Origin of the sequence: Streptomyces sp. 1114.5, assembly GCF_003635085.1 — a bacterium.
In the GTDB taxonomy this organism is placed as follows: Bacteria; Actinomycetota; Actinomycetes; order Streptomycetales; family Streptomycetaceae; genus Kitasatospora.
Genome location: NZ_RBXE01000001.1, coordinates 726,894 through 752,322, shown reverse-complemented (window position 1 = coordinate 752,322; position 25,429 = coordinate 726,894). Strand labels below are relative to the sequence as shown.

Sequence of the window (25,429 nt, the reverse complement as noted above, 5' to 3'; positions counted from 1 at the left end):
GGGAGGTGCACCAGGCGGACGGGGCACGGGGCCGCGCCCGCGGTGGTGTGCCGTCGAGGAGGTCCGCGGCAGTGACCAGTCAGGTCGATCAGTCAGAGGCAGTGGACGGCTCGGACGGCCAGGACGGCGCCCAGGTCCGGGCCGGGGGCGGCGAACCGCGCCCCGGTCCGACCACACCCGCCGACCCGCCCGCCCCGGGCGGCGCGCCACCCGGGCGCGCCAAGCCGATCCGCAGACTCGACCGGGTCATCATCCGTTTCGCCGGGGACTCCGGTGACGGCATGCAGCTCACCGGTGACCGGTTCACCTCGGAGACGGCGTCCTTCGGCAACGACCTGTCCACGCTGCCGAACTTCCCCGCCGAGATCCGGGCCCCCGCCGGCACCCTGCCGGGCGTGTCGTCCTTCCAGCTGCACTTCGCCGACCATGACATCCTGACCCCGGGTGACGCGCCGAACGTGCTGGTCGCGATGAACCCGGCCGCACTGAAGGCGAACGTGCCGGACCTGCCGCGCGGCGCCGAGATCATCGTCAACACCGACGAGTTCACCAAGCGCGCGCTGGCCAAGGTCGGCTACCCGGCGGACCCGCTGGGCGACGGCTCGCTGGACGGCTTCCACCTGCACAAGGTGCCGCTGACCACGCTGACCCTGGAGGCGCTCAAGGACAGCGGCCTGGCGCGCAAGGACGCGGAGCGGGCGAAGAACATGTTCGCCCTGGGCCTGCTGTCCTGGATGTACCACCGGCCCACGCACGGAACGGAGTCGTTCCTGCGCAGCAAGTTCGCGAAGAAGCCGCAGATCGCCGAGGCGAACATCCAGGCGTTCCGGGCGGGCTGGAACTTCGGCGAGACCACCGAGTCCTTCGCGGTCTCCTACGAGGTGCCGCCGGCCAAGCTCCCGGCCGGCCGCTACCGCAACATCTCCGGCAACCTCGCCCTCTCCTACGGGCTGATCGCCGCCGCGCAGCGCTCCGGACTGCCGTTGTACCTGGGCTCGTACCCGATCACCCCGGCCTCGGACATCCTGCACGAGCTGAGCAAGCACAAGAACTTCGGCGTGCGCACCTTCCAGGCCGAGGACGAGATCGCCGGCATCGGCGCGGCGCTCGGCGCGGCCTTCGGCGGGGCGCTCGGCGTCACCACCACCTCCGGGCCCGGCGTCGCGCTCAAGAGCGAGACGATCGGCCTGGCGGTCTCGCTCGAACTGCCGCTGCTGGTCGTGGACATCCAGCGCGGCGGCCCCTCCACCGGCCTGCCGACCAAGACCGAGCAGGCGGACCTGCTGCAGGCGATGTTCGGCCGCAACGGCGAGGCGCCGGTGCCGATCGTCGCCCCGGCCACGCCCGCGGAGTGCTTCGACGCGGCACTGGAGGCGGCCCGGATCGCGGTTACCTACCGCACCCCGGTCTTCCTGCTCTCCGACGGGTACCTGGCCAACGGCTCGGAGCCCTGGCGGATCCCCGGCGTCGACGAACTCCCCGAGATCGACCCGCAGTTCGCCACCGGACCGAACCGCGAGGACGGCGCCTTCTGGCCGTACCTGCGGGATCCGCGGACGCTGGCCAGGCCCTGGGCGCTGCCCGGCACGCCCGGTCTGGAACACCGGATCGGCGGCATCGAGAAGCAGGACGGCACCGGGAACATCTCCTACGACCCGGCCAACCACGACTTCATGGTCCGCACCCGGCAGGCCAAGGTCGACGGCATCACCGTGAAGCCGGTCGAGGTGGACGACCCGACCGGGGACGCCCGCGTGCTGGTCCTCGGCTGGGGCTCGACGTACGGGCCGATCACCGCGGCGGTGCGCCGGGTGCGCGCGGACGGCGGCGAGGTCGCCCAGGCGCACCTGCGCAACCTCAACCCCTTCCCGGCCAACCTGGGTGCGGTGCTGAGGAGTTACGAGAAGGTCATCGTGCCCGAGATGAACCTGGGGCAGCTCGCCCTGCTGCTCCGGGCGAAGTACCTGGTGGACGCCGAGTCCTACAACCAGGTGCGCGGACTGCCGTTCAAGGCGGCGCAGTTGGCGGACGTGCTGTGGGCCGCGATCGGCACCCTGGACGAGGAGGACCACCGATGAGTGAGAACGGCTTCCCGTCCCTGCGGCTGGTGCCGAAGGCCGAAGCGCCGCAGAGCGCACGGGATTTCAAGACCGACCAGGAGGTGCGCTGGTGCCCCGGCTGCGGGGACTACGCGATCCTGGCGGCGGTGCAGTCCTTCATGCCGGAGCTGGGCATCAAGCGCGAGAACACGGTGTTCGTCTCGGGCATCGGCTGTTCCTCGCGCTTCCCGTACTACATGAACACCTATGGAGTGCACTCGATCCACGGGCGGGCGCCGGCGATCGCGACCGGGCTGGCGAGTTCGCGCCAGGACCTCAGCGTGTGGGTGGTGACCGGTGACGGCGACGCACTGTCGATCGGCGGCAACCATCTGATCCACGCCCTGCGGCGGAACGTCAATCTCAAGATCCTGTTGTTCAACAACCGTATCTACGGCCTCACCAAGGGCCAGTACTCACCGACCAGTGAACTCGGCAAGATCACCAAGTCCACGCCGATGGGCTCGCTGGACGCGCCGTTCAACCCGCTCTCACTGGCGATCGGCGCCGAGGCCACCTTCGTCGCGCGCACCATCGACTCCGACCGCCAGCACCTGCAGTCGGTGCTGCGGGCGGCGGCCGAGCACCAGGGCACGGCGCTGGTGGAGATCTACCAGAACTGCAACATCTTCAACGACGGCGCCTTCGAGGTGCTGAAGGAGCCCGGCACCCGCGACGAGGCGCTGATCCGGCTGGAGCACGGGCAGCCGATCCGCTACGGCGCGGACGGCTCCGGCGGCGTCTTCCGCGGCCCGGACGGCGAACTGTTCACCGCACCGGTCACCCCGGAGAACGAGGCGGACCTGCTCGTCCACGACGCCCATGCGGCCGGCCCGGCCGCCGCCTTCGCGCTCACCCGGATCGCCGACGCGGACACCCTGCACCACACGCCGATCGGCGTGCTGCGCAGCGTGGAGCGGCCCGTCTACGACGAGCTGATGGCGAGCCAGCTGGCCACCGCCACCGCCCACCGCGGCCCGGGCGACCTGGCCACGCTGCTCGCCGGCAACGACACCTGGACGGTCGACTGACCGCCGGGTCGGCACACGGCGGAGCGCCCCTCGTCCAGGTCCGGACGAGGGGCGCTCGGCCGTTGCGGCTGCTGTCCGTCCTTGCAGCTACTGCTCGTCGTCGAGGCTACGGCCCGTCGACTGGTGTCACTGCTCGACCCACTCGACCAGTTCGATCACGACCCCGTTCGGGTCGGCGACCTGGAACAGCTTCTCGCCCCAGGGCTCCTCGCGCAGTGGCAGGGTGACGGCCACCCCCTCGCCGCGCAGCCGTCGCTCCTCGGCGGCGATGTCCGCCACGACGAACGCCAGCAGCACCCCGTCCGCGGTGCGGTGCCGCTGCTCCTCGGGCAGCACCTCCAGCCCGCGCCGCAGGTAGACGACGTTCACCCCGCCGCCCGGGTGCCCGAGCGAGACGAAGCCGTCGGCCGACATCTCCTCGCGGTAGCCGAAGTGCCGCTTGAGGAAGGCGGCGGAGGCGGTGACGTCCTCGACGGTCAGGGCGACGGTGGTCTTGGTGATCTGCAAGGTGAGAGCCCTCTCGTCGGCAGCCGGGACAGCCGGGTGGTTATCCCGTACGCAGTACACTATACATAGTACGGAGAATCTTGCCAGGGGAATCCGGCGGCCGATCGCGCCCGTGTTCGAGAAAGTCCGGCGGCGAACCGCACGGCGCGGCTAGGGTCGGGGCATCGCATCGAGCATTGGGGGGTCGATCCGATGTCGGACGCCGGATTCGAGGTCTCGCCCGAGCAGTTGAGGGCCTCGGCGGCAAACGCCTCGTCTATCGCCACCGGTCTGGCCGCGCCCGTCCAGACCGCCGGTACCGCCTCGGGGACCGCCGGGACGGCCCTGGGGGGCTGGCAGGTGGCCGGGCAGCTGGCCGCCGTGGTGACGGCGTGGACACAAGGGGTGGAGAAGATCCGCACCGCCCTCGGAACGGACGAGGAGTCGCTCCGCAAGGCCGCCGAGAACTACGGCAGGACCGAGAGCGGGAACGCCGGGGCCCTCCAGTAGCGCAACAGGGGAAGGGGGCTCCCGTGGTGGACTTCGCGCGCCTGCGCGACGTGAAACTGGAGTCGGTGACGGAGGCCGGCAAGGACTGGCAGGCCGTCGCCAAAGCGCTCGACCAAGCGCGGCAGCACATCGAGGAGTCGGTGCTGAAACCGCTCGGCACCTGGACCGGCCCCGCCGCGACCGGCGCCCGGCACTCCTTCGGTCAGCAGGAACTGCAGCTGCAGGTCGCCGCACTGGAACTCCAGGCGGTCGAGCAGGTGTTGGCCGGCTTCGTCCTGGCGGTGACCACCGCCCAACAGGAGCTGCAGTACGCGCTGACGGAGGCGAGCAGGCACGGTCTCACGGTCGACGCGAACGGCACGGTCACCGCGACGCCGACGCCGGTCGACCAACTGCCCAAGAACGCGGCCCTGCGCCAGGAGGCCGCGGACTCCTACCGAGCCGAGGCCGCCTACGCCGCGACCCTCACCGCCGACATCGCCGCCGCCGTCCAGGCCGCCACCCAGGCCGACGCCACGTGCGCGGCCGAACTCGGCAAGCTGGCCGAGGAGTCCAAACTCCTCGACGGATCCGGGCGTACGGGCCTGGCGGGCGCGCTCCAACTCGCCGCCAAGGACCTCGGCGAGGCCACCCGGCTCGCCGGGACGGTCGAAGGCGACACCATCCCCACCGACCCGGCCGCCCGGGCGGCCTGGTGGGGAGCCCTGACCCCGGACCAGCGGAACCAGTTCCTGGACGCGGCGCCGTGGAAGGTCCAGGGTCTGCCCGGCGTGCCGAAACTGCAGGACTACTACAAGCAACTCGCCCTGAAGAAGGCCGGGATCGACCCGTCGAAGTGGGACCCGGAGAAGGGCCTGGACTTCAACGACGAGACCGTGCAGAAGGTCTACGCCTGGTACCAGAAGCTGTGGGACGAGAACCGGGACTTCCAGTGGGCCGGAATGGCCAAGCTGGCCGGCGCACCGGTGTACGGGGGGCTCCACGACCTCAACGAGGTGATCAAGGGTGCGGACATCGCCGGGTTGGCCGTACCCATCCCCGGCGGGCTGCTGAGCAGCCTCAGCACGGACGAGGTGCAGTGGTTCCAGAACAAGTTCCTGCACATGCAGAAGGACATCTTCGATGATGTCGGTGCCATGCACGCCGCGTACCAGCAGTACGGCATCGCCGGAATCGAGGCGTTGCAGAAGCAGAACCCGGACAATTACCCGAAGGAACTGACAGATGCCTGGCGGGACATCGACTCGGGCGACCCGAAGCGGGTGGCAGCCGGCAATGCCGCTCTGCTGGAGCGGGAGCAGACCAAGGTGCTGCCGGGCTCCTACCGGGAGGTGGAGAAGTACCACGGCCCGGTCGGGGACACGTTCGCCCAGGTGTTGTCGGCCATGACCGAGTCACCGATCCCGGGCGGCAAGTCCTTCAACGGCTACTACGGCGGTGAGTGGTCCACCTGGTGGGACGACCGCTACGTGACCGACACGAACGACCGGATGGACTGGATCCGCAAGGACATGCTGCCCAAGTACCAGCAGCTCCTGGCGAATCCGGTGCAGGCGAAGGCGCTCATCGACACTCCACTGCTCGATCGGGCCGACGAGTACGAGGTCGTGCCGTGACGCGGTCCTGGCGGATCCGGATCCTCGGGGCTCTGCTCAGCCTGGTTCTGGTGGCGGCCGGGTGCTACCTGGTGGGCGGGAGGACGCGTGCCGTCCACTGGGACCTCCGGAACTCGCACCGGGGCGCCGATCTCGGGGTCAAGCTGAATCCGCACAGTGGTCACGACTTCGAGGACCTGGGCCCCCTGGACATCGACCTGCCCGGTGGTCAGCGATTCCACGCAGACAAGATGAGCCTCGTCGTGGCGGCCACCCACGATGACGCCGAGAACATCGACGAACTCATCTGTTGGTACCCCGAGATGTCGCTCGACGAGGCGTATCGGAAAGCCATGGAACTCACCCGGCAGTTCGGTCTGAAGTCCGACGGAATCGTCGACTTCCGGCAGACCGTCCTCGATGACCTGGCGAAGGGCAACCGGCAGCATCTCGACGGGCAGGACGGCGGCTCGGACTTTCCTTTGCTGACCCCGGCCGGACCGCTCTTCGGGGTCGGCCTCAAGTACGCGACCGTCAACAGCGGACAGCCTGTGACTCTGAAGGTCAACATCGCCTGGGGCGACAACCTCAGGCTCACCCTGCAGGACCAGGCCACCGCGTCCGCCACCCCGACCGCCCCCTGATCCGGAGGCCCCGTTGTCGTACGAGCAGCCCGTCCAGCCGACGGCCGTCACCTGGAACCTCCGCAGCAGCCACGCCCGCAGCGATGTCGGCTGGCCGGAGGGTGTCCGCCGGCACTGGCGCTTCCCTGCAGTCGCCGCGACGATCGCGTTGCCGGGCGGGCGCTGGTTCACCGGGCGGGTGGAGCTGTCGGTCGCGGCCGAGGGGGAGGCGATCGACCTGGTCAGCGCCATCTTCCCGGCCGCCACGGTGGAGGACGCCTACCGGTTGTCGGGAGAGCTGGCTGCGTACTGGGAGCTGCCGGCCGAGCCGCTGGCGGCCTGGTACCGCGAGGTCCGGGCGGGGCTGGCGGCGGGGCGGCGGATCAACGAGTTCGGGTTGAGCATCCGCGGTCCGCGGCTGGAGGAGCCGTTCGGGCCGACGGTGAACCTGGTGTTCCTCTTCGCGCCGGGAGGCCCGCGGCCGGTGCGGCCGGCGCTCTACTTCGAGTGGTCCTGAGCGTTCGGGCGGTCCTGAGCGTTCGGGTGGTCCCGAGCGCCGCCCCGCCGGGGTCGGCGGGGCAGCGGGCGCGGCACGGGGTGGGTCAGTAGACGCAGGGAATGCCGCCGTCGGACTGGGCGTCGACGCCGGGGCCCTGCATGGGGAGGTTGGCGGCGGGGTCGGCGGAGGCCGGGCCGGTGGGGGTGGTGGGCTTGTCGCCGGCCACGCCGGTGAAGGTGGTGCCGAGGGTGACGACGACGTGGTCGGCCGGGGTGGAGGCGGACTCGGTGGCGGTGACGCCGTAGCGGGCGGCGATCTGGTCGGCGGCCTCCTTGGCGCCCTTGCCGTAGGTGACGGTGGTGGTCTTGGGCCTGGTGGCCGCGGAGCCGGTCCGACCCTCCTTGAAGCCCAGGCCGGTCAGCGCCTTGGCTTCGGCGGTGGAGGTGACCCCGGCGGCCGAGGAGGCGTTGAAGACGTCCACGGTGACGGCCTTGGCGGCGGTCGGCGTCGACGTCGATGTCGGGGTGGGCGTGGCGGGTGCGGGCGGCGGGGTGGCGGCGTCGGTCGTGTCGTCGGCCGGGGCGGAGGGGGCGGCGGCGTCGGCGTAGCCGAACAGCTGCTTGACCACCTTCTGGATCTTCGCCGGGGTGACCAGGTTGACGTCCTGGCCGTTGCGGGTGGCGAAGCCGTCGAAGGTCAGGGTGTTGAACTCGACGTTGCCGCCGGTCAGCGCCGGGGCCTGCTGGGCGAAGTCGAGGATGTTCCACTCGTTGTCGATGACGAGGTCCTTCTGTATGACGCTCATCAGTTCCTGCATCTTGCCGAGGTCGCCGACGATGCCCTTCTGCTTCAGGTTGTGCACCACGGCGGAGATGAACGCCTGCTGGCGGTGGGTGCGGGCGAAGTCGCCGGAGTTGCCGTCGGGGCCGTCGAGGTTGTGGCGCTGGCGGACGAAGGAGAGGGCCTGGGAGGCGTTGAGGGTGTTGATGCCCTTCTTGAAGTCGGCTCCCGAGCCCTGGCCCTCCATGGCCGGGTCCTTGGTGTCGTGGGTGAGGCAGACCTGGATCGGCTCGACCGCCTTGGCGATGTCGTAGAAGCCCATCAGGTTGACCTCGGCGATGTGGTCGATGGGCTGGTCCAGGAACTTCTGCACGGTGCGGATGGTGGCCGCGCGGCCGATGTCGCGTCCGGCCTTCTCCAGGTCCGCGCCCTTGAGGCCCTTGGCCCGCAGGCCGGCGTCGGCCTTGTCCTTGGCGTTGCCGTAGGCCTCCTTGATCTTGCCCATGCCCATCTGGGAGCCGTCGGCGTTGTAGGTCATGACGTAGTCGTCGCGCGGGACGGACACCGCCTGCACCTTGCCGCCGCCCGCCGGTATGTGCAGCAGGATCAGGGAGTTGGTGTTGTAGCCGCCGACGTCGGAGCTGTAGCCGGCGTGCAGCTGGTCCTGGATGAACTGCGGCGGCAGGTCCGAGCCGTCCATGTTCTTGCGGCTGTCCAGGCCGATCAGCAGCAGGTTCACCGAGTTGTCGAGGTGCTTGGGGGCGTCCTTCTTCGTCTGGGCGATGACGTTGGAGGTGGTCATCCCGTCGGTGAGCTGCTTGTACTCGTACCAGACCACGCCGCTCGCCGCGAACACCGCGAACCCGGCCGTGCAGGCCACCACCCGGCCCGCGACCAGCAGCGGGGACCGGGTGCGGGCCGGGGGCGCGGGAGTGCGGCGGGCGGCGCGGCCGTCGGGCGGCGTGCCCTGGGGGCCGGGGCCCTGGCCGGGGCCGGGGTTCTGGCCGGGGGTGTGCTCGGCGTTGTCAGCCACGGTGCCTCCTCCGGTCCCGGACGACCCGGACCACGATCACCAGGAGGGCCGCCACCGCGGCCTCCGCCATCACGGGAAAGCCGTGCACCACCCATTTCGCGCCGCCGGTGGCCAGGCCCTTGCCCTGGTACAGCTCGCGGTTGGCCAGCAGCTCGGCGGCGGCCGTCACGCCCAGGACGACCAGCGGGGAGGCGGCGAGCACCCACCACCAGCCGTTGCGGGTACTCAGCGCGGCGGCCAGGCCGGTGCCGAGCACCGCGCCCACCGTGAACGCCAGGCCCATGCCCGGGCCGGAGAGTTCGCTGATCGCCGCGCCCACGACCGGCAGGCCGACGGCGGCCAACGCCGGGAGGGCGGGCCCGCCGGAGAAGGGGCGTTTCGGGCGGGTCGTCGGGCGGGCTGCCGAGCGGGCCGCCGGTCGGTTCGCTGCGGCCCGTCGCCGTGAGCCCTGGTCGGGCTGCCTCCGCTGGTCGGGCTGCCGCCGCTGGTCGGGCTGCCGTCCGTGGTCCGGCTGCTGCCGCTGGTCGGACTGTCGTCCACGGTCGGGTGACCGTCCTCGTTGCCCCGCCACGCACTCACCCCCGGTGTTCCCGTGTTCCCGGGCGCCACGGTGGCGCCCGCGCCGGTTGCCCGTCCGTAAGTTCGGTCGTGGCGCTGCCAGTTCTGGACGCCGGTGCCGCTCGGCTGGTTCCCGTGGTGGCCCGGGCGGCCCGTGAATCGGGGCCGGCGCTTCCGTTTTGCCTCTACACCGGTGTAGAGATCGTAGGCAGCATAGATCACGTGCGTCCGGTCGCAAGTCCGTTCGTAGTGGGGCCAGGATAAACTACACCGGGTAGTTTCTGAGAGTCGGCCGGTGGGCCGGCGGATGAGGAGTGGGCCGTGGCGGCGACGGGCGGAACGGGGCGGCCGGAGAAGCGCAACGCGATCACGCAGGCCGCGATGACGGTGTTCGGGCGCGAGGGCTACGTACGGGCCAGCATGGACGCGATCGCGGCCGAGGCCGGGGTGTCCAAGCGCACGGTCTACAACCACTTCGCCGACAAGGAGACCCTCTTCCTGTCGGTGGCCCTGCAGAACTCGGCGGAACTGACCGAGACCGTCCGGGCGTTGATGGCGAAGTACCTCGACCGGGTGGTGGACCTGCGCCGGGACCTGACCGACCTCGCCGTCGAGCGGGCCCGCGCGGTGCTGTCCGCCGGGGAGCACGGCGCGCTCGGCCGGGCGATCCGCGCCGAGGTGGCCAACATTCCGGCGGACGTCCTGGAGGCGTGGCTGGAGGCCGGTCCGATCGCCTCGCTGCGCGACCTCGCGGCGCACTTCGAGGCACTGGCCGGCCGGGGGCTGCTGGTGGTCGAGGACCCGGCGCTGGCCGCCGAGCAGTACACGCTGCTGACCTTCCACGGCATTGCCGAGCGCTCCTTCTGGGGCGCCGTCCCGGTGGCGGACGAGGAGGTGGAGCGGATCGCGGCGGTCGGCGTCGACGCCTTCCTGCGGATCTACGGCGCCCCGGCGCAGGCCCGGGCCTGACGGCAGGGAGCGGCTGGACGGGCCCGACGGCCGGGAAAGCCGGGAAGGCCGGCCGGGCCCCGGGCGGGAACGGCAGCGCGCCGCCCCCGCCCGGGGCCCGGCCGGGTCACTTCCAGTTGACGCCCTTGCCGAGGGTGTACGGGTCGCCCCAGTACTCGGCGCCCGCGACCTTCGACGCCTCCGGGGACATCGCCACCGCGCAGGAGGTGGCCGACTGGCCGTTGGTGAAGCCCTTGGGCAGCGAGTCGCTCTTGCACTTGGGGAAGGAGCCGATGATCAGCAGGTCCTGCGCCTCGGTGCCGTCCGCCAGCAGGCCCTTCATGTGGTCGACGCTGGTGAAGGACAGGTCGGTGCTGCCGGCGTTGGTGACCTTGTAGTGGATGTAGTACGGCACCAGGCCCTTGGCCTTGTCGCCCAGGTTGAGCGAGGCGAGGTCGGCCGGGTCGCCCTTCTCGATCGAGGTGACCGAGAGCGCGATGGTGCCCTTGGTGCTGCCCGAGCTGAACGGGATGGTCACGGCGTCGCCGACCTTGACCGTGGTGCCGGGCGCCGCGGTGGGGCCGGCCGGCGCGGGTGCGGCGGCCGAGCCGGAGGCCGCGCCGCCCGCCGGGGCGGAGGTCGGGGCGGCCGGGGTGATGGCGCCGCTGCTCGGCGACGCGGCGCCGGTGGCGGGCGCGGACGGCGCGGTCGACGGGGTCGTCGCGGTGTCCGAGGACGAGGCGTCGTCGTTGCAGGCGGTCAGGGTGAGCGTGCCGACCGCGGCCAGCGAGGCCAGCGCCAGGGCATGGCGATGGGTGCGGATGAGCTTCATGAGACGTCCCCCGTGTTCGCGGACCACCGTCCGGCGGTCCTACCGAAGGATGTTCATAGCGCAGTCCGGAGGTCGGGTGCCATCGCTTTGGCGCCGTCTTGACTCCACCGTGACGAGTTCCGCGCGGGTCCGTGACAAGGGATATCGAGCCGTGATCCCGGACAGGCCCCCTGGGCCCGGCCGGCCCTACGCCGTTCCGGACGCGCGGGCGCTCAGTACCAACTCGTTGTAGGTGGCGACGGTGGTGAAACCGAGTCGCCGGTAGAGCCGGATCGCCGGGGCGTTGTCGGTGCGGACGTTGAGGCCCAGGTGGTCGGTGTCGGCGGCGAGCCGGTGGCACAGGGCGGTGACGCAGGCCCGGGCGAGGCCGCGGCCGCGGGCCTCGGGGTGGGTGGCCACGTTGCCGAGGACGGCGACCCGCTGGGCGGGGGAGTGGACGTGCACCCCGGCGGCCGCCAGCAGCCGGCCGTTCTCGCGGACGCCGACGTAGCCGCCGCCGGACAGCATCCGCGGGTCGAACCAGGCCTCGGGGTAGGCCGCGGCCAGCAGGGTCCGCAGGTCGGCGAGGTCGGCCGTCGTCAACGGCTGTGCCTCGTACGGGACGTCGCGCACAAGGTCGGCTGCGGCCCGGTCCGGGAGGAGCATCCGGAGCAGCGGGGTGCGGCGTTCGACCGCGTAGTCCGGTGCGAGGGCCCGTTCGGCGCCGTCCGGCAGTCCGGCGGTGAAGCGGCGCGGCAGGAACGGCCGCAGGTCGCCGAGCAGGGCCTCCAGCGGCGGTACGTCGGCGGGCCGGGCGAAGGCGAGCAGGACGGGGGTGTCGCCGCCGCTGTAGAGCAGGGCGACCGGACCGTGGTCGGCGGAGGCGGTGTACCACGCGGTGTTGGGCCAGTGGGTGTCGTCCAGGTCGCCGAGCTCGAAGAGGTGCAGCGCCGGATCGGTGCGGAACCGGGCGGCGAGTGCGGCGCGGTCGTGCAGGCTGATGAGGGGCACCCGGTCGAGGATACGGAGCGGCCCGTCCGCTCGTCGGCGCCGACGAGCGGACGGGCCCGATGGTGGCTCAGCCCAGCAGCCAGCGCTGGGCCGGGTCGGCGGTGTTGCAGCCGGCCGTCGTGGTGTACTGGGCGACCCCGGCGGAGGTGAGGCACTGCCCGGTGGCCGCGTTGCGGATCAGGTACCAGCCGCGGTCCTCGTCGGTCAGCCGCCACTTCTGGTTGGCCTGCATCCAGTCCCCGGCCGGGCGGTTGAGACCGTCCCAGCCGCCGGGGGTGTCCCACAGCTGGACGGCGCCGGAGCGGGTGTCGAGGTCGACGACCTTGCCGTTGCCGCCGTGCGAGATGGCCGTGGTGCCGTCACAGTAGGCCCAGAACGACCAGGTCTGGGCGGTGGACTGGTCGTTCGCCGTGTAGACGCCGATCCGCTGGCCGTTGGCCTCGTTGTTGCTCGGCAGGTCCAGCACACCGGCGGAGCCGTTGTAGACCTTCTGGGGCGTCTGCAGCCCGGGCGCCAGGTCGCACGCGGCGGCCTGTGCCGCCTGCGCCGCCGGTGCACCGACGACGGCCGCCCCCGCGACGGCCGCGACGGCGCCCAGCGAGGCGAGGAGCCTGCGGGTACGGGTGGTGGTGTTCTGCGCGGTTCTCATCGTGGTTCTCCTTCTGGTGGGGTGGGTGGACGGTCCCGCGTCAGCCGCGCGGGACGGGGGTCGGCGTCAGCCGCGCGGGACCTGGAGCGCGGCCCACTGCTTGGGGCCGGGAATGCCGTCGGCGTCCGAGCCGGAGTCCCCGAGCTTGTGCTGCCAGTTGCGGAAGGACTCGCAGTCGGCGTCGGACCACTCGGGGCCGGGGCCCTCGGCGTAGGCGGAGCAGCCTTCGGCGACCAGCCGCTCTCCCATCCGGGTGATCACGTCGCTGTTCTGGCCGTCGTGGAAGAACTCGGCGCCGGGGAAGGGCTCGTAGCCGTCACCGGCGTCGCCGCCGCCACTGCCGCCGTCGGCCGCCGGAGCGCTGCCGCCGGCCGCGCCGTCGCTGGGGCTGTCGGTCGGGGAGGCCTCCTGCCCGAAGTAGAGCGCCCCGGCCCGGTCCTTCCACTCCGGGTCGGCGAGGACGACGCCCTCGGAGAACTCCGGGATGCCGTAGCCGTAGACCCAGTCCGAGCGGCGCTCACGGGTCTTCATGTAGACGCCGTCGCCCTCGGAGCTGCCGCCGTCGTTGGTGTTCGCCTCGACGGTGGTGATGGTGGAGGCGGTGTAGGCCACGCAGATGCCGGTGTGGCTGCCGCCGCCCGGGCCGAAGAAGACCTGGCCGCCGATCACCGGGTACTCGGTGAAGCGGTCGCGCTCCTTGAACCAGGCGACGCCCTCCGCGCAGGAGGCGGTCACCGGGAAGCGGCCGGCGTTGCCGGACTCCTGGGCGCACCAGGCGACGAAGGTGGCGCACCAGGCCTCGCCCTGGGACCACTCCAGGCCGGGGACGGCGGGTGAGAACTTCTGGATGTTGTTCCAGTGCCCGCCTTCGCGACCCTCGTGGTAACCGACCTGGTCACGGGCGACGTTGATCAGGTCCGCCGCGTTCGAGGACATGGGTGTGGACTCCTTGCTGCTGGAAGGCTGGAAGGGTGCCGAATGGCGCCGAAAGGCGCCGGGCGGGGGCTCAGCCCTGGCCGAAGGTCTGCACGTAGCGGCCCCAGTTGCCGCGCTGGCGCGGCGCGTAGCCGATGCCGATGGCGTTGTAGGCGGTGCCCAGGATGTTGTCCCGGTGGTGCGGGCTGTTCATCCACATCTGCATGGCCTCGGCGACGCTGTTGCCCGGGGTGACGTTCTCGGCGGAGGCGCGGGAGACGAAGCCGGCGTCACGGATGCGGTCCCAGGGGGAGCTGCCGTCGGTGCCGTCGTGCTGGGTCAGGTCGTGCGAGGCCATGTCGTTGGCGTGGCGCTGGGCGGCCGCGCTGAGGCGGTCGTCCAGGCGCAGCGCCGGGGCGCCGACGCGGCCGCGCTCGGCGTTGACGGCGTTCAGCATCTCGGTGCGGAAGTCAGCGCCGCCGGGCTGCGGCTGCGGCTGCGGCTGGGGCTGCTGCTGCTGGCCGCCGCCGCTGATGCCGCCGGCCGGGACGAGCTGCCAGCGCTGCGCCGGGTTGCCGTCGTCCTGCCGGGTGAGGGTGAGCGGGGAGCCGGGGGCGGAGGCGGTGAGGAAGAGGGTGCCCTCGTCGCCGCGGGTGGTGCGGATGCGGATCCAGTCGTTGTCGACGGGCTCGAAGCACCAGTGCTGGTTGGGCTGGTTGTGCTCGTTGAACAGCCAGGCCTGGCCGATCGAGTAGTTGTAGTCCATGACCATGGCCTGGCCGCCGGGGTGCTTGCCGGTGGTCAGCTGGGTCTCCAGAAGGAAGCTGCCGTTCTCCTTGGCCCAGAAGGTCCAGCCCTGGGCGGTGGTGCCGTTGGAGCCCCAGGACTGGATGGCGGTGCCGACGGCGGTCTGGCTGGAGCGGACGTCGGCGACCGTTCCGTTGGCGGACTTGAGGGTCCAGGTCTGGCCGTGCTGCGGGAGCGTGGGCATGGGGTGCGCCTCTCGTCTGAAGGTGCCCCGGGCCGGGGACACATGGCGACCCGGGGCCTGACGAGGAAGACGTTCCTTCAATGCGGTAGACGGCCGGTCAACGCGCGTAGCGAGTCGGCCCGTTGACGTGCCGTCTACCGGTCCGGGGAGACCCTGCCTACCGGTTCAGCAACCCCCTGACCTGCGCCGATTCCTCGGCGATCCCCAGCCGCTCGTACAGCTCCAGGGCGTCCGCCAGACAGGCCCGGGCCTGGCGCGGCCGGCCGAGGCCGTCGAGCGCCGTGCCGAGGGTGCGCAGCAGGCCGGCCTCCAGGGCGGCGCTGGTTCGGCGGGCGAGCGGGAGGACGGCTTCGGCGGCGTCGACGGCGAGCAGCCAGCGGCCGGCCTCGGCGTGGATGCGGGCGGCGAGGTCACCGGACGCGGCGGCGAAGACGGTGACCTGGAGGGCGACGAACTCCTCGCGAGCGCCGACCGCGTGGTCGAGCGCCGCCTCCGGGTCGCCGCACAGCCGCAGCACCCGGGCCAGGTAGTAGCGGCCGATCGCGGCCGAGACCGGCCCCGAGGCGCTCATCAGGCGGGCGCTGCGCTCGGCGGCCTCCCGGGCCTCGTCGACCCGGCCGGTCTGGGCGGCGCTGAAGGCGAACTCGCCGAGCGCGCTGCCCTCGGCGCGCTGGGCGCCGAGGCGGTGGAAGAGGGCGGCGGCGCGGCCGGCGTGTTCGGCGGCCTCGGCGTAGCGGCTGTGGGTGCGGGCGTTGCTGCCGAGGGTGATCAGGGCCTTGGCGAGGACGCGTTCGGCTCGTGGCCGGCCCTCCGACCCCTGGGTGCCCGACTCGTCCGCGTCCTCCCCGTCCGACAGGGCGACGGCCCGGCGGATCTCCTCCTCGGACTCGGCGTAGCGGTTGATGTGCCAGAGCATGCTGCCGCGCAGGTAGTGGGCGAGGGCGAGCGGCCCGTGCTCGCCGCGGGCGGCGGCCTCCCGGCCGATGCGTTCGGCGAGGTCGACGATGACGCCGGTCTGGGTGCGTTCCGGGAGCACGGCGCCCATCCGGTCGGCGAGTTCGGCGGCGCGGTCGAGCGGCAGCGCCGGGTCGTCGCAGCCGAGCGCGATGGCGGCGGCGTGCACCTCGGCCTGGTCGCGCATCCAGCGCACGGCTTCCGCGCCGTCGGCGATGGCCCGGCCGGGGGAGGCCACGGTGGCGCCGAGCAGGCAGAGTTCGGCCGGTTCGGCCTTGCGGGCGGCGAGGTCGGCGTTGCGGGCGGTGGCGAGGCAGAAGTCGAGCAGCCGGTCGGTGGCGGCGGTGCGTTCGGCGGCGTCGTCCTCGGCGGCGAGCCGGCCGCGGGCGTAGGCGCGGACGAGGTCGTGGAAGCCGTAGCGGCCGAACCGGGGGGAGTGCAGCAGGTTGAGGTCGACGAGGGTTTCGAGCAGTTCGTCGGCCTCGTCCTCGGTGCGCCCGAGCAGGGCGGCGGCGCAGGGCAGCGGCAGGTCGGGGGCATCGGGCAGCGACAGCAGGCGGAAGGCCCGGGCGAGTTCGGGGTCGAGGCGGCGGTAGGAGAGCGCGAAGGTGGCTTCCACCGTCCTTTCGCCGTCGCTGAGTTCGGCCAGCCGGTGTTCGTGGCGCAGCCCTTCGGCGAGCGCGGCGAGGGTGAGCGCGGGGTCGGCGGCGAGCCGGGAGGCGGCGATGCGGACGGCGAGCGGCAGCAGCCCGCAGGCCCGGACGACCTCCTCGGCGGCGTCGGCTTCGGCGGCGACGCGTTCGGCGCCGACGATGCGGGTGAGCAGTTCCAGCGCCTGCTCGGTCGGCAGGGTGTCCAGGCGCAGCTGGTGGGCGCCGGCGAGGCCGGCCAGCCGGTGGCGGCTGGTGATGAGGACGGCGCAGCCGGCCGAGCCGGGCAGCAGCGGTTCGACGTGGCCGGGTGTGGCGGCGTTGTCGAGGACGACGAGGACGCGCCGGCCGGCGAGCGCCGAGCGGTAGAGGGCGCTGCGTTCGCCGGTGTCGGTCGGGATCTCGGTGGGGTCGACGCCGAGGGCGCGCAGGAAGCCGACGAGGACGGTGCCTGGGTCGGGCGGGGTGTGGTCGGCGCCGCGCAGGTCGGCGAAGAGTTGCCCGTCGGGGAAGCGTTCGCGGACGTGCCGGGCGACGTGCACGGCGAGGGTGGTCTTGCCGACGCCGCCCATGCCGTCCACCGCGGAGACCACGACGGCGCGCCCGCCGGCCGCGGCGAGGCGGTCCAGGAGGGTTTCGACCTCCTCGGTGCGGCCGGTGAAGTCGGGCAGGCCGGAGGGGAGTTGGTCGGGGGCCTGCCAGGTGTCGGTGCCGGCCTCGGCCGGGGCGGCGGGGGTGGCGGTGGGCAGCAGCGAGGCGTCCTCGCGCAGGATGCGCAGCTGGAGTTCGGCCGGGCCGCGGTCGTCCGGCGGCAGCGACGGCCGGGCGTCCTCGTACACGGCGAGCGCTTCGGCCTTGCGGCCCGCCTGGTAGAGGGCGCGCATCAGGACGCTGGTGAGCCGGGGCCGCCCGGGGTGTTCCAGGGCGAGTGCTTCGGCCTCCGCGGTCAGGTCGGTGCGGTCGCCGAGTTCGGCGTCCAGCTCCAGCTCGGTCTCCTTGGCCGAGATCCGCTGCTCGGCGAGGCGGGCCCGGACGGCCTCGGCGTGCGGCCCGGGCAAGCCGGCGAGCGGTTCGCCGACCCAGAGCCGCTGGGCGCTGCGCAGCACCTCCCGGACGTCCCGGGGCGGTGCGTCCGCCTCGCGCAGCCGCGCGGCCTCGGCCAGCAGCTCCTCCCAGGCGGCGGCGTCCACCTCGGCGTGCGGCGCCCGGAACGCGTAGCCGTCGCCGACCCGCACCAGCGGCATCCGGTCCGGGTCGCCGCCGGTGTACGGCCGGAACGCACTGCGCAGCCGGGAGACGGCCAGCTGGACGGCCTTGCGCGGGTCGGCGGGCTCGGCCCCGCCCCACACGCCCTCGACCAGGACCGGGACGGCCACCGTCCGTCCGGTGGCCTGCAGCAGGACGGCGAGCACGGCCCGCTGCTGCGGCCTGCCCAACTCCAGCTCCTGCTCCCCGTACCAGGCCCGCAGCGGCCCCAGCAGTCCGAACCGAAGCCCGGCTCCCCCCATGTCACCCATGTCCCGTCCCGAAAGTCGTTCTGCGCCGGTATCCCGCCACTTCCCCGCCACTTCCGTCCGGACAGCGGCGCCCCCGTGCGCCGGCGGCCTATGCTCTGTCACTGATTGTGCACCGGAACGGGGGTTTCGAGAGGGGGGCTGTGCGGCTCGAATTCCGCGTGCTGGGGCCGTTGCGCGCCCGGTGCGACGACCGTGAGGTAGAACTCGGCCGGCCGCAGCAGCGGGCCGTGCTGGCCGCGCTGCTGCTTTCTCCGGGGCAGCTGGTGCCGACGGAGCGGCTGGTCGAGGGCTTGTGGGGCGAGGACGATACGCGTTGGCCGAAGGATCCGGTCGGCCAGATCGGCACCCATGCGCACCGTTTGCGGCGGGCGCTGGGCGCCCCCGGGCTGCTCGTGGCGGCGGCCGGCGGGTACCGGTTGGCGGTGCCGCGCGAGTCGGTGGACCTGTTCCGTTACGAGGCCGCGGTGGCCGAGGCCGTCGCGCTGCGTCACCAGGATCCGGTCCGGGCTCGGGAGTTGCTGGTGGCCGCGCTCGGGGCGTGGGAGGGCGACCGCGCGCTGGACGGCGTGCCGGGCGCGTTCGCCGAACGGGCGCGGGAGCGGCTGGCGGCCGGCCGGTTCGCGGCGGTGAAGGCGCTGCTCGACCTGGACGTGGTGCTCGGCCGGCACACCGACGCGGTGGAGCCGCTGGCCGCCCTGGCCGCCTCGCACCCGCAGGACGAGGAGGTGCACCGGCTGCGTCTGCTGGCGCTGCACCGGTGCGGCCGGACGGCCGAGGCACTGGCGGTGTACGAGGAGCTGCGGGAGCGGCTGGACCGCGAACTGGGGCTGGAGCCGGCGGCCGCGGTGGTCGAGCTGGCCGATCGGATCCGGCGGGGACAGCCGCCGGTGCCGCTGCGGCGGCTGCCCAGGCCCGGCCAGCTCCCGCCGGACATCCCCGACCTGGTCGGCCGGGCCGCGCTGGCCCGGCAGGCGGAACGGGTGCTGCGGACGGCCGGAGGTGCGCCGGCGGTGGGTTCGCCGGTGGTGGGGCTGTCGGGCCCGGCGGGCAGCGGCACTTCGGCGTTGGCGGTGCACGTCGCCCACGCCGTCCAGGACGGCTTCCCGGACGGCCAGCTGTACACAAAGGGCGGGGAGCCGGGCGCCGCGCTGGCGGCCTTCCTGCGGGCCCTGGGCGAGCGACCCGCCGACGGTGCCCCGGCCGACGAGCTGAGCGCCCACTACCGGGCGGCGCTGGCCGGGCGGCGCGTCCTGGTGGTGCTGGACGGGGTGGCCGACCCGACCCCGCTGCTGCCCCTGGCCGCGGGCTGCGCGGCCGTGGTGACCGGGGCGGACCCCGGGGTGCTGCCCGTCGACGCGGTCCGGCTGGCGGTCGGACCGCTGGAACCGCACGACGCCCACGAGCTGCTGGCGCGGATCGTGGGCGTCGAACGGATCAGCCGGGAGCCGGCCGCGGCGGCCGAGCTGGCGGGCCTGTGCGGCTACCTGCCCGTGCTGCTGCGGACGGCGGCGACCCGGCTCGCGGCCCGGCCCTGGTGGTCGGTGGCGGACCTGGTCAGGTGGTTCACCGAACGGGGGTGAGGGGCGGGGCGCGGAGTCTGTCGGTACGGGCTCTTCCGTACGGGTTCTTCAGTACGGGTTCTTTAGTACGGGTCCGAGCTGCGGATCGTGAACCGGCCGAAGCTCTCGAAACGGGTGTCCTCGAAGACGATGTCGACTCCGCCGTGGTCGGAGAGCGACACGGAGGCCCGCTCGGTGGAGCTGGACTTGAAGCTGTTGCTGGCCCAGCAGACGCGGTTGTTGGCGCCGTAGACGACGAAGTTGCCGTCGCCCTGCATGATCGCCTTCTGGCCGCAGCCCCAGGTGCCGGGGGCGGCCCACACCGCCGTCGGGTACGAGTAGCCCTTGTAAATGACGAGGTTGCCGTCGCCCTGGAGGATCAGCTTGGTGTCGTTGTAGCTGAGGTAGCCGCCCTGGTAGAGGATCCCGGGCTCGTTCAGCGTCGATCCGGCCGAGTAGTCGGCCTGCGCGGTCCCCGCCGACACCATCGTCCCGACCAGTGCCAGCACGCCGGCCGCCGTTCCGACCGCCATGCGTCGCAGCGTCTTCGTCGTCTTCATGTCCCCGTGTCGCCTCTCTCGTGCGTTGACGCCCACGAGGTGTCCGGGGCGCCGTGGGAACGATCATGGCTGGCGTCGGTAGACAGACGATAAACGCCGCGTTGAGGGGCGAGGCCGGGCGAGGTCTGGCGGTGAGGCCTGGCGGTGAGGCCGACAGGGGCGTTTGGCGTGGAGGCGAAGTGGGAGTAGTGTTCTCTAGTCGCTCGACAGGGAGCACCGGACACGCATCGGCGCGGACGGTCCCGGAGCGGCCAATCCCTTGAAACACCACTTCCCGGCTAGAGCTGGGTCGTGTCTGCGTTTTATCGGATTGCGGCTGGATTCGCTTTTCGAAGCGGGGATCGGCTAGAGTTTGAAACGTCGGACGGGGCGTCAAACCCCGGAAGGCACCAGCGAGTTGGATGAACGAAGCCCCGAAAACGGAGCGGAAATCATCTGATAAGCTGGGAACACGAAAGAACGAAGCCCGGAGGGTCCGCTGGAAGGCGGTCCGAAGGAAGCGTCCGTTCCTTGAGAACTCAACAGCGTGCCAAAAGTCAACGCCAGATATGTTGACATCCCCGGCCTCAGGTTTCCTGGGGTTGGAGATTCCTTTTGAAATAACACTAGCGAGGACGCAGTGCGCGGGATCACCCTATTCCGGTGGTTGCCGTGCCGCTCAACGCGAGTGCCGCCCGATTACGGGTAGACATTCACGGAGAGTTTGATCCTGGCTCAGGACGAACGCTGGCGGCGTGCTTAACACATGCAAGTCGAACGGTGAAGCCCTTCGGGGTGGATCAGTGGCGAACGGGTGAGTAACACGTGGGCAATCTGCCCTGCACTCTGGGACAAGCCCTGGAAACGGGGTCTAATACCGGATATGACCCGGGAGCGCATGCTCTCGGGTGGAAAGCTCCGGCGGTGCAGGATGAGCCCGCGGCCTATCAGCTTGTTGGTGGGGTAATGGCCTACCAAGGCGACGACGGGTAGCCGGCCTGAGAGGGCGACCGGCCACACTGGGACTGAGACACGGCCCAGACTCCTACGGGAGGCAGCAGTGGGGAATATTGCACAATGGGCGAAAGCCTGATGCAGCGACGCCGCGTGAGGGATGACGGCCTTCGGGTTGTAAACCTCTTTCAGCAGGGAAGAAGCGCAAGTGACGGTACCTGCAGAAGAAGCACCGGCTAACTACGTGCCAGCAGCCGCGGTAATACGTAGGGTGCGAGCGTTGTCCGGAATTATTGGGCGTAAAGAGCTCGTAGGCGGCCTGTCGCGTCGGATGTGAAAGCCCGGGGCTTAACCCCGGGTCTGCATTCGATACGGGCAGGCTAGAGTGTGGTAGGGGAGATCGGAATTCCTGGTGTAGCGGTGAAATGCGCAGATATCAGGAGGAACACCGGTGGCGAAGGCGGATCTCTGGGCCATTACTGACGCTGAGGAGCGAAAGCGTGGGGAGCGAACAGGATTAGATACCCTGGTAGTCCACGCCGTAAACGTTGGGAACTAGGTGTTGGCGACATTCCACGTCGTCGGTGCCGCAGCTAACGCATTAAGTTCCCCGCCTGGGGAGTACGGCCGCAAGGCTAAAACTCAAAGGAATTGACGGGGGCCCGCACAAGCAGCGGAGCATGTGGCTTAATTCGACGCAACGCGAAGAACCTTACCAAGGCTTGACATATATCGGAAACGGCTAGAGATAGTCGCCCCCTTGTGGTCGGTATACAGGTGGTGCATGGTTGTCGTCAGCTCGTGTCGTGAGATGTTGGGTTAAGTCCCGCAACGAGCGCAACCCTTGTTCTGTGTTGCCAGCATGCCTTTCGGGGTGATGGGGACTCACAGGAGACTGCCGGGGTCAACTCGGAGGAAGGTGGGGACGACGTCAAATCATCATGCCCCTTATGTCTTGGGCTGCACACGTGCTACAATGGTCGGTACAAAGGGCTGCGATGCCGTGAGGCGGAGCGAATCCCAAAAAGCCGGCCTCAGTTCGGATTGGGGTCTGCAACTCGACCCCATGAAGTTGGAGTTGCTAGTAATCGCAGATCAGCATGCTGCGGTGAATACGTTCCCGGGCCTTGTACACACCGCCCGTCACGTCACGAAAGTCGGTAACACCCGAAGCCGGTGGCCTAACCCGTAAGGGGAGGAGCCGTCGAAGGTGGGACCAGCGATTGGGACGAAGTCGTAACAAGGTAGCCGTACCGGAAGGTGCGGCTGGATCACCTCCTTTCTAAGGAGCACATAGCAGCTTCGGGCGAATGTCCCGGAGTGCTCGCTCATGGGTGGAACGTTGACTATTCGGCACAGTTCAGACGGTGTTTCCTAGTACTGCTTCGGCGTGGAAGAGATTCATGGTCTGGGTGTGTCGGGCACGTTGTTGGGTCCTGAGGGAACGGGTAACCGTTGTCTCAGTGGTTGCCGGCCTCACTTGAGGTGGTCTTTGGATCATTGAGGGTGTGTGACTGGTCGTTGTTTGAGAACTGCACAGTGGACGCGAGCATCTGTGGCCAAGTTTTTAAGGGCGCACGGTGGATGCCTTGGCACCAGGAACCGATGAAGGACGTGGGAGGCCACGATAGTCCCCGGGGAGCCGTCAACCAGGCTTTGATCCGGGGGTTTCCGAATGGGGAAACCCGGCAGTCGTCATGGGCTGTCACCCGCTGCTGAACACATAGGCAGTGTGGAGGGAACGCGGGGAAGTGAAACATCTCAGTACCCGCAGGAAGAGAAAACAACCGTGATTCCGGGAGTAGTGGCGAGCGAAACTGGATGAGGCTAAACCGTTTTGGTGTGAGACCCGGCAGGGGTTGCCATTGCGGGGTTGTGGGAATGAGCTTCAGTCGTCTGCCGGCGGCTGGGCGAGTCAGAAACCGTATGGGTAGTCGAAGGACATGCGAAAGGTCCGGCGTAGAGGGTAAGACCCCCGTAGACGAAATCTGTACGGCTTGCTTGCTCATCTCCCAAGTAGCACGGGGCCCGAGAAATCCCGTGTGAATCTGGCGGGACCACCCGCTAAGCCTAAATATTCCCTGGTGACCGATAGCGGATAGTACCGTGAGGGAATGGTGAAAAGTACCGCGGGAGCGGAGTGAAATAGTACCTGAAACCGTGTGCCTACAAGCCGTGGGAGCGTCGTTCATCAGCTTGCTGGTGGGCCGTGACTGCGTGCCTTTTGAAGAATGAGCCTGCGAGTTTGCGGTGTGTAGCGAGGTTAACCCGTGTGGGGTAGCCGTAGCGAAAGCGAGTCCGAATAGGGCGTCTGAGTTGCATGCCCAAGACCCGAAGCGGAGTGATCTAGCCATGGGCAGGTTGAAGCGCGGGTAAGACCGTGTGGAGGACCGAACCCACCAGGGTTGAAAACCTGGGGGATGACCTGTGGTTAGGGGTGAAAGGCCAATCAAACTCCGTGATAGCTGGTTCTCCCCGAAATGCATTTAGGTGCAGCGTCACGTGTTTCTTGCCGGAGGTAGAGCACTGGATAGGCGATGGGCCTTACCGGGTTACTGACCTTAGCCAAACTCCGAATGCCGGTAAGTGAGAGCGTGGCAGTGAGACTGTGGGGGATAAGCTCCATGGTCGAGAGGGAAACAGCCCAGAACACCGACTAAGGTCCCTAAGCGTGTGCTAAGTGGGAAAGGATGTGGAGTCGCAGAGACAACCAGGAGGTTGGCTTAGAAGCAGCCACCCTTGAAAGAGTGCGTAATAGCTCACTGGTCAAGTGATTCCGCGCCGACAATGTAGCGGGGCTCAAGCACATCACCGAAGTCGTGTCATTGCAGCAATACTCCCAACGGAGGCTGTGATGGGTAGGGGAGCGTCGTGTGCCGGGTGAAGCGGCGGTGGAAACCAGTCGTGGACGGTATACGAGTGAGAATGCAGGCATGAGTAGCGATACAAGAGTGGGAAACTCTTGCGCCGATTGACCAAGGGTTCCTGGGTCAAGCTGATCTGCCCAGGGTAAGTCGGGACCTAAGGCGAGGCCGACAGGCGTAGTCGATGGACAACGGGTTGATATTCCCGTACCCGCTTTGAAGCGCCAACGCTGAACCTCTTGATGCTAAGCCCGTGAAGCCGGCCCGGAGTCTTCGGACAATGGGACGTGGTGGAGCCGGTGACCCAACGGGGTAGTAGGTGAGCGATGGGGTGACGCAGGAAGGTAGTCCAGCCCGGGCGGTGGTTGTCCCGGGGTAAGGGTGTAGGCCGTGAGGTAGGCAAATCCGCCTCACATTAAGGCTGAGACCTGATGCCGAGCCGATTGTGGTGAAGTGGATGATCCTATGCTGTCGAGAAAAGCCTCTAGCGAGTTTCATGGCGGCCCGTACCCCAAACCGACTCAGGTGGTCAGGTAGAGAATACCGAGGCGTTCGGGTGAACTATGGTTAAGGAACTCGGCAAAATGCCCCCGTAACTTCGGGAGAAGGGGGGCCATTCCTGGTGACGGGCCTTGCGCCTTGAGCTGGGGGTGGCCGCAGAGACCAGCGAGAAGCGACTGTTTACTAAAAACACAGGTCCGTGCGAAGCCGTAAGGCGATGTATACGGACTGACGCCTGCCCGGTGCTGGAACGTTAAGGGGACCGGTTAGCTCCATTTCGGTGGGGCGAAGCTGAGAACTTAAGCGCCAGTAAACGGCGGTGGTAACTATAACCATCCTAAGGTAGCGAAATTCCTTGTCGGGTAAGTTCCGACCTGCACGAATGGCGTAACGACTTCTCGACTGTCTCAACCATAGGCCCGGTGAAATTGCATTACGAGTAAAGATGCTCGTTTCGCGCAGCAGGACGGAAAGACCCCGGGACCTTTACTATAGCTTGATATTGGTGTTCGGTTCGGCTTGTGTAGGATAGGTGGGAGACTTTGAAGCGGCAACGCCAGTTGTTGTGGAGTCGTCGTTGAAATACCACTCTGGTCGTGCTGGATGTCTAACCTGGGTCCGTGATCCGGATCAGGGACAGTGTCTGGTGGGTAGTTTAACTGGGGCGGTTGCCTCCTAAAGGGTAACGGAGGCGCCCAAAGGTTCCCTCAGCCTGGTTGGCAATCAGGTGTTGAGTGTAAGTGCACAAGGGAGCTTGACTGTGAGACTGACGGGTCGAGCAGGTACGAAAGTAGGGACTAGTGATCCGGCGGTGGCTTGTGGAAGCGCCGTCGCTCAACGGATAAAAGGTACCCCGGGGATAACAGGCTGATCTTCCCCAAGAGTCCATATCGACGGGATGGTTTGGCACCTCGATGTCGGCTCGTCGCATCCTGGGGCTGGAGTAGGTCCCAAGGGTTGGGCTGTTCGCCCATTAAAGCGGTACGCGAGCTGGGTTTAGAACGTCGTGAGACAGTTCGGTCCCTATCCGCTGTGCGCGTAGGAGTGTTGAGAAGGGCTGTCCCTAGTACGAGAGGACCGGGACGGACGAACCTCTGGTGTGCCAGTTGTCCTGCCAAGGGCATGGCTGGTTGGCTACGTTCGGGAGGGATAACCGCTGAAAGCATCTAAGCGGGAAGCCTGCTTCGAGATGAGCACTCCCACCTCCTTGAGAGGGTAAGGCTCCCAGTAGACGACTGGGTTGATAGGCCGGATATGGAAGCCCTGTGAGGGGTGGAGTTGACCGGTACTAATAGGCCGAGGGCTTGTCCTCAGTTGCTCGCGTCCACTGTGTTGTTCTGAAACAACGACCG

Annotated in this window: 18 protein-coding genes and 2 rRNA genes; 10 read left to right on the top strand and 10 right to left on the bottom strand. The window is 69.4% G+C overall.

The genetic code is table 11. The annotated features are described in order from the left end of the window. The first annotated feature begins 71 nt into the window (after positions 1-71). On the top strand, positions 72-2,078 hold the full coding sequence (locus tag BX285_RS03200; protein WP_097236574.1) for a 2-oxoacid:acceptor oxidoreductase subunit alpha: 2,007 nt from the start codon (positions 72-74) through the stop codon (positions 2,076-2,078). After that, the gene (locus BX285_RS03195; RefSeq protein WP_097236573.1) at positions 2,075-3,130 is read left to right on the top strand and encodes a 2-oxoacid:ferredoxin oxidoreductase subunit beta; all 1,056 of its coding nucleotides are present in this window, start codon (positions 2,075-2,077) and stop codon (positions 3,128-3,130) included. The genes BX285_RS03200 and BX285_RS03195 overlap by 4 nt, the downstream gene beginning before the upstream one ends. 126 nt (positions 3,131-3,256) lie before the next feature. Here the strand turns inward: BX285_RS03195 and BX285_RS03190 are convergent, their stop codons facing one another. Further along, positions 3,257-3,637 (bottom strand): VOC family protein, encoded by a 381-nt coding sequence (locus BX285_RS03190; protein ID WP_121174421.1) that lies wholly within the window; start codon positions 3,635-3,637, stop codon positions 3,257-3,259. A 192-nt stretch (positions 3,638-3,829) separates the two neighbouring features. Between BX285_RS03190 and BX285_RS03185 the strand changes: the two genes are divergently transcribed. The 4 genes from BX285_RS03185 to BX285_RS03170 are packed head-to-tail and all read left to right on the top strand — an operon-like array spanning position 3,830 to position 6,861. Then, complete coding sequence (locus tag BX285_RS03185) at positions 3,830-4,126, top strand: type VII secretion target (RefSeq protein ID WP_097236571.1); 297 nt, start codon at positions 3,830-3,832, stop codon at positions 4,124-4,126. Between the two features lie 23 nt (positions 4,127-4,149). Next, complete coding sequence (locus BX285_RS03180) at positions 4,150-5,742, top strand: DUF2515 family protein (RefSeq protein WP_121174420.1); 1,593 nt, start codon at positions 4,150-4,152, stop codon at positions 5,740-5,742. Further along, a complete protein-coding gene (locus BX285_RS03175) occupies positions 5,739-6,365 on the top strand; it encodes a hypothetical protein (RefSeq protein WP_121174419.1) in 627 nt (208 codons plus the stop codon). Before BX285_RS03180 ends, BX285_RS03175 begins: the two co-directional genes overlap by 4 nt. A 13-nt stretch (positions 6,366-6,378) precedes the next feature. Then, positions 6,379-6,861: a hypothetical protein gene (locus BX285_RS03170; protein WP_121174418.1), complete on the top strand. Its 483-nt coding sequence runs from the start codon at positions 6,379-6,381 to the stop codon at positions 6,859-6,861. 85 nt (positions 6,862-6,946) lie between these two features. Here the strand turns inward: BX285_RS03170 and BX285_RS03165 are convergent, their stop codons facing one another. Both BX285_RS03165 and BX285_RS03160 read right to left on the bottom strand, forming a co-directional pair. Continuing rightward, complete coding sequence (locus tag BX285_RS03165) at positions 6,947-8,656, bottom strand: LCP family protein (RefSeq protein WP_121174417.1); 1,710 nt, start codon at positions 8,654-8,656, stop codon at positions 6,947-6,949. Continuing rightward, positions 8,649-8,999 carry a DUF6542 domain-containing protein gene (locus tag BX285_RS03160; protein WP_121174416.1) on the bottom strand — a complete coding sequence of 117 codons (351 nt, stop codon included), beginning with the start codon at positions 8,997-8,999 and terminating at the stop codon, positions 8,649-8,651. Before BX285_RS03160 ends, BX285_RS03165 begins: the two co-directional genes overlap by 8 nt. 536 nt (positions 9,000-9,535) lie before the next feature. Between BX285_RS03160 and BX285_RS39100 the strand changes: the two genes are divergently transcribed. Then, the gene (locus BX285_RS39100; RefSeq protein ID WP_310794175.1) at positions 9,536-10,183 is read left to right on the top strand and encodes a TetR/AcrR family transcriptional regulator; all 648 of its coding nucleotides are present in this window, start codon (positions 9,536-9,538) and stop codon (positions 10,181-10,183) included. A gap of 106 nt (positions 10,184-10,289) precedes the next feature. Here BX285_RS39100 and BX285_RS36770 read toward each other — a convergent pair whose 3' ends face one another. The 6 genes from BX285_RS36770 to BX285_RS03120 all read right to left on the bottom strand — a co-directional run bounded on the left by BX285_RS36770 (position 10,290) and on the right by BX285_RS03120 (position 17,660). Beyond that, positions 10,290-10,994: a hypothetical protein gene (locus BX285_RS36770; RefSeq protein ID WP_097236565.1), complete on the bottom strand. Its 705-nt coding sequence runs from the start codon at positions 10,992-10,994 to the stop codon at positions 10,290-10,292. A 186-nt stretch (positions 10,995-11,180) separates the two neighbouring features. Beyond that, positions 11,181-11,984, bottom strand: coding sequence for a GNAT family N-acetyltransferase (locus BX285_RS03140; protein ID WP_121174414.1), 804 nt, complete (start codon positions 11,982-11,984; stop codon positions 11,181-11,183). 67 nt (positions 11,985-12,051) lie between these two features. Further along, complete coding sequence (locus tag BX285_RS03135) at positions 12,052-12,633, bottom strand: RICIN domain-containing protein (RefSeq protein WP_097236563.1); 582 nt, start codon at positions 12,631-12,633, stop codon at positions 12,052-12,054. A 66-nt stretch (positions 12,634-12,699) separates the two neighbouring features. Beyond that, on the bottom strand, positions 12,700-13,569 hold the full coding sequence (locus BX285_RS03130) for a peptidoglycan-binding protein (protein ID WP_121174413.1): 870 nt from the start codon (positions 13,567-13,569) through the stop codon (positions 12,700-12,702). Between the two features lie 70 nt (positions 13,570-13,639). Then, positions 13,640-14,539 (bottom strand): CAP domain-containing protein, encoded by a 900-nt coding sequence (locus BX285_RS03125; protein WP_121174412.1) that lies wholly within the window; start codon positions 14,537-14,539, stop codon positions 13,640-13,642. A 157-nt stretch (positions 14,540-14,696) separates the two neighbouring features. Beyond that, positions 14,697-17,660, bottom strand: a complete 2,964-nt coding sequence (locus tag BX285_RS03120) for a BTAD domain-containing putative transcriptional regulator (protein ID WP_121174411.1) — start codon at positions 17,658-17,660, stop codon at positions 14,697-14,699. Positions 17,661-17,800: 140 nt separating this feature from the next. Between BX285_RS03120 and BX285_RS03115 the strand changes: the two genes are divergently transcribed. Continuing rightward, a complete protein-coding gene (locus BX285_RS03115) occupies positions 17,801-19,240 on the top strand; it encodes a BTAD domain-containing putative transcriptional regulator (RefSeq protein WP_183106991.1) in 1,440 nt (479 codons plus the stop codon). A 62-nt stretch (positions 19,241-19,302) separates the two neighbouring features. On the opposite strand, the gene BX285_RS03110 is transcribed toward BX285_RS03115, so the two are convergent. Beyond that, positions 19,303-19,752: a hypothetical protein gene (locus BX285_RS03110; protein ID WP_179852783.1), complete on the bottom strand. Its 450-nt coding sequence runs from the start codon at positions 19,750-19,752 to the stop codon at positions 19,303-19,305. Between the two features lie 718 nt (positions 19,753-20,470). Between BX285_RS03110 and BX285_RS03100 the strand changes: the two genes are divergently transcribed. Then, positions 20,471-21,994: ribosomal RNA gene (locus tag BX285_RS03100) — 16S ribosomal RNA — on the top strand. 275 nt (positions 21,995-22,269) lie between these two features. Next, a 23S ribosomal RNA gene (locus BX285_RS03095) occupies positions 22,270-25,389 on the top strand. Together the 16S and 23S rRNA genes form the textbook arrangement of a ribosomal RNA operon. Positions 25,390-25,429: the final 40 nt, after the last annotated feature.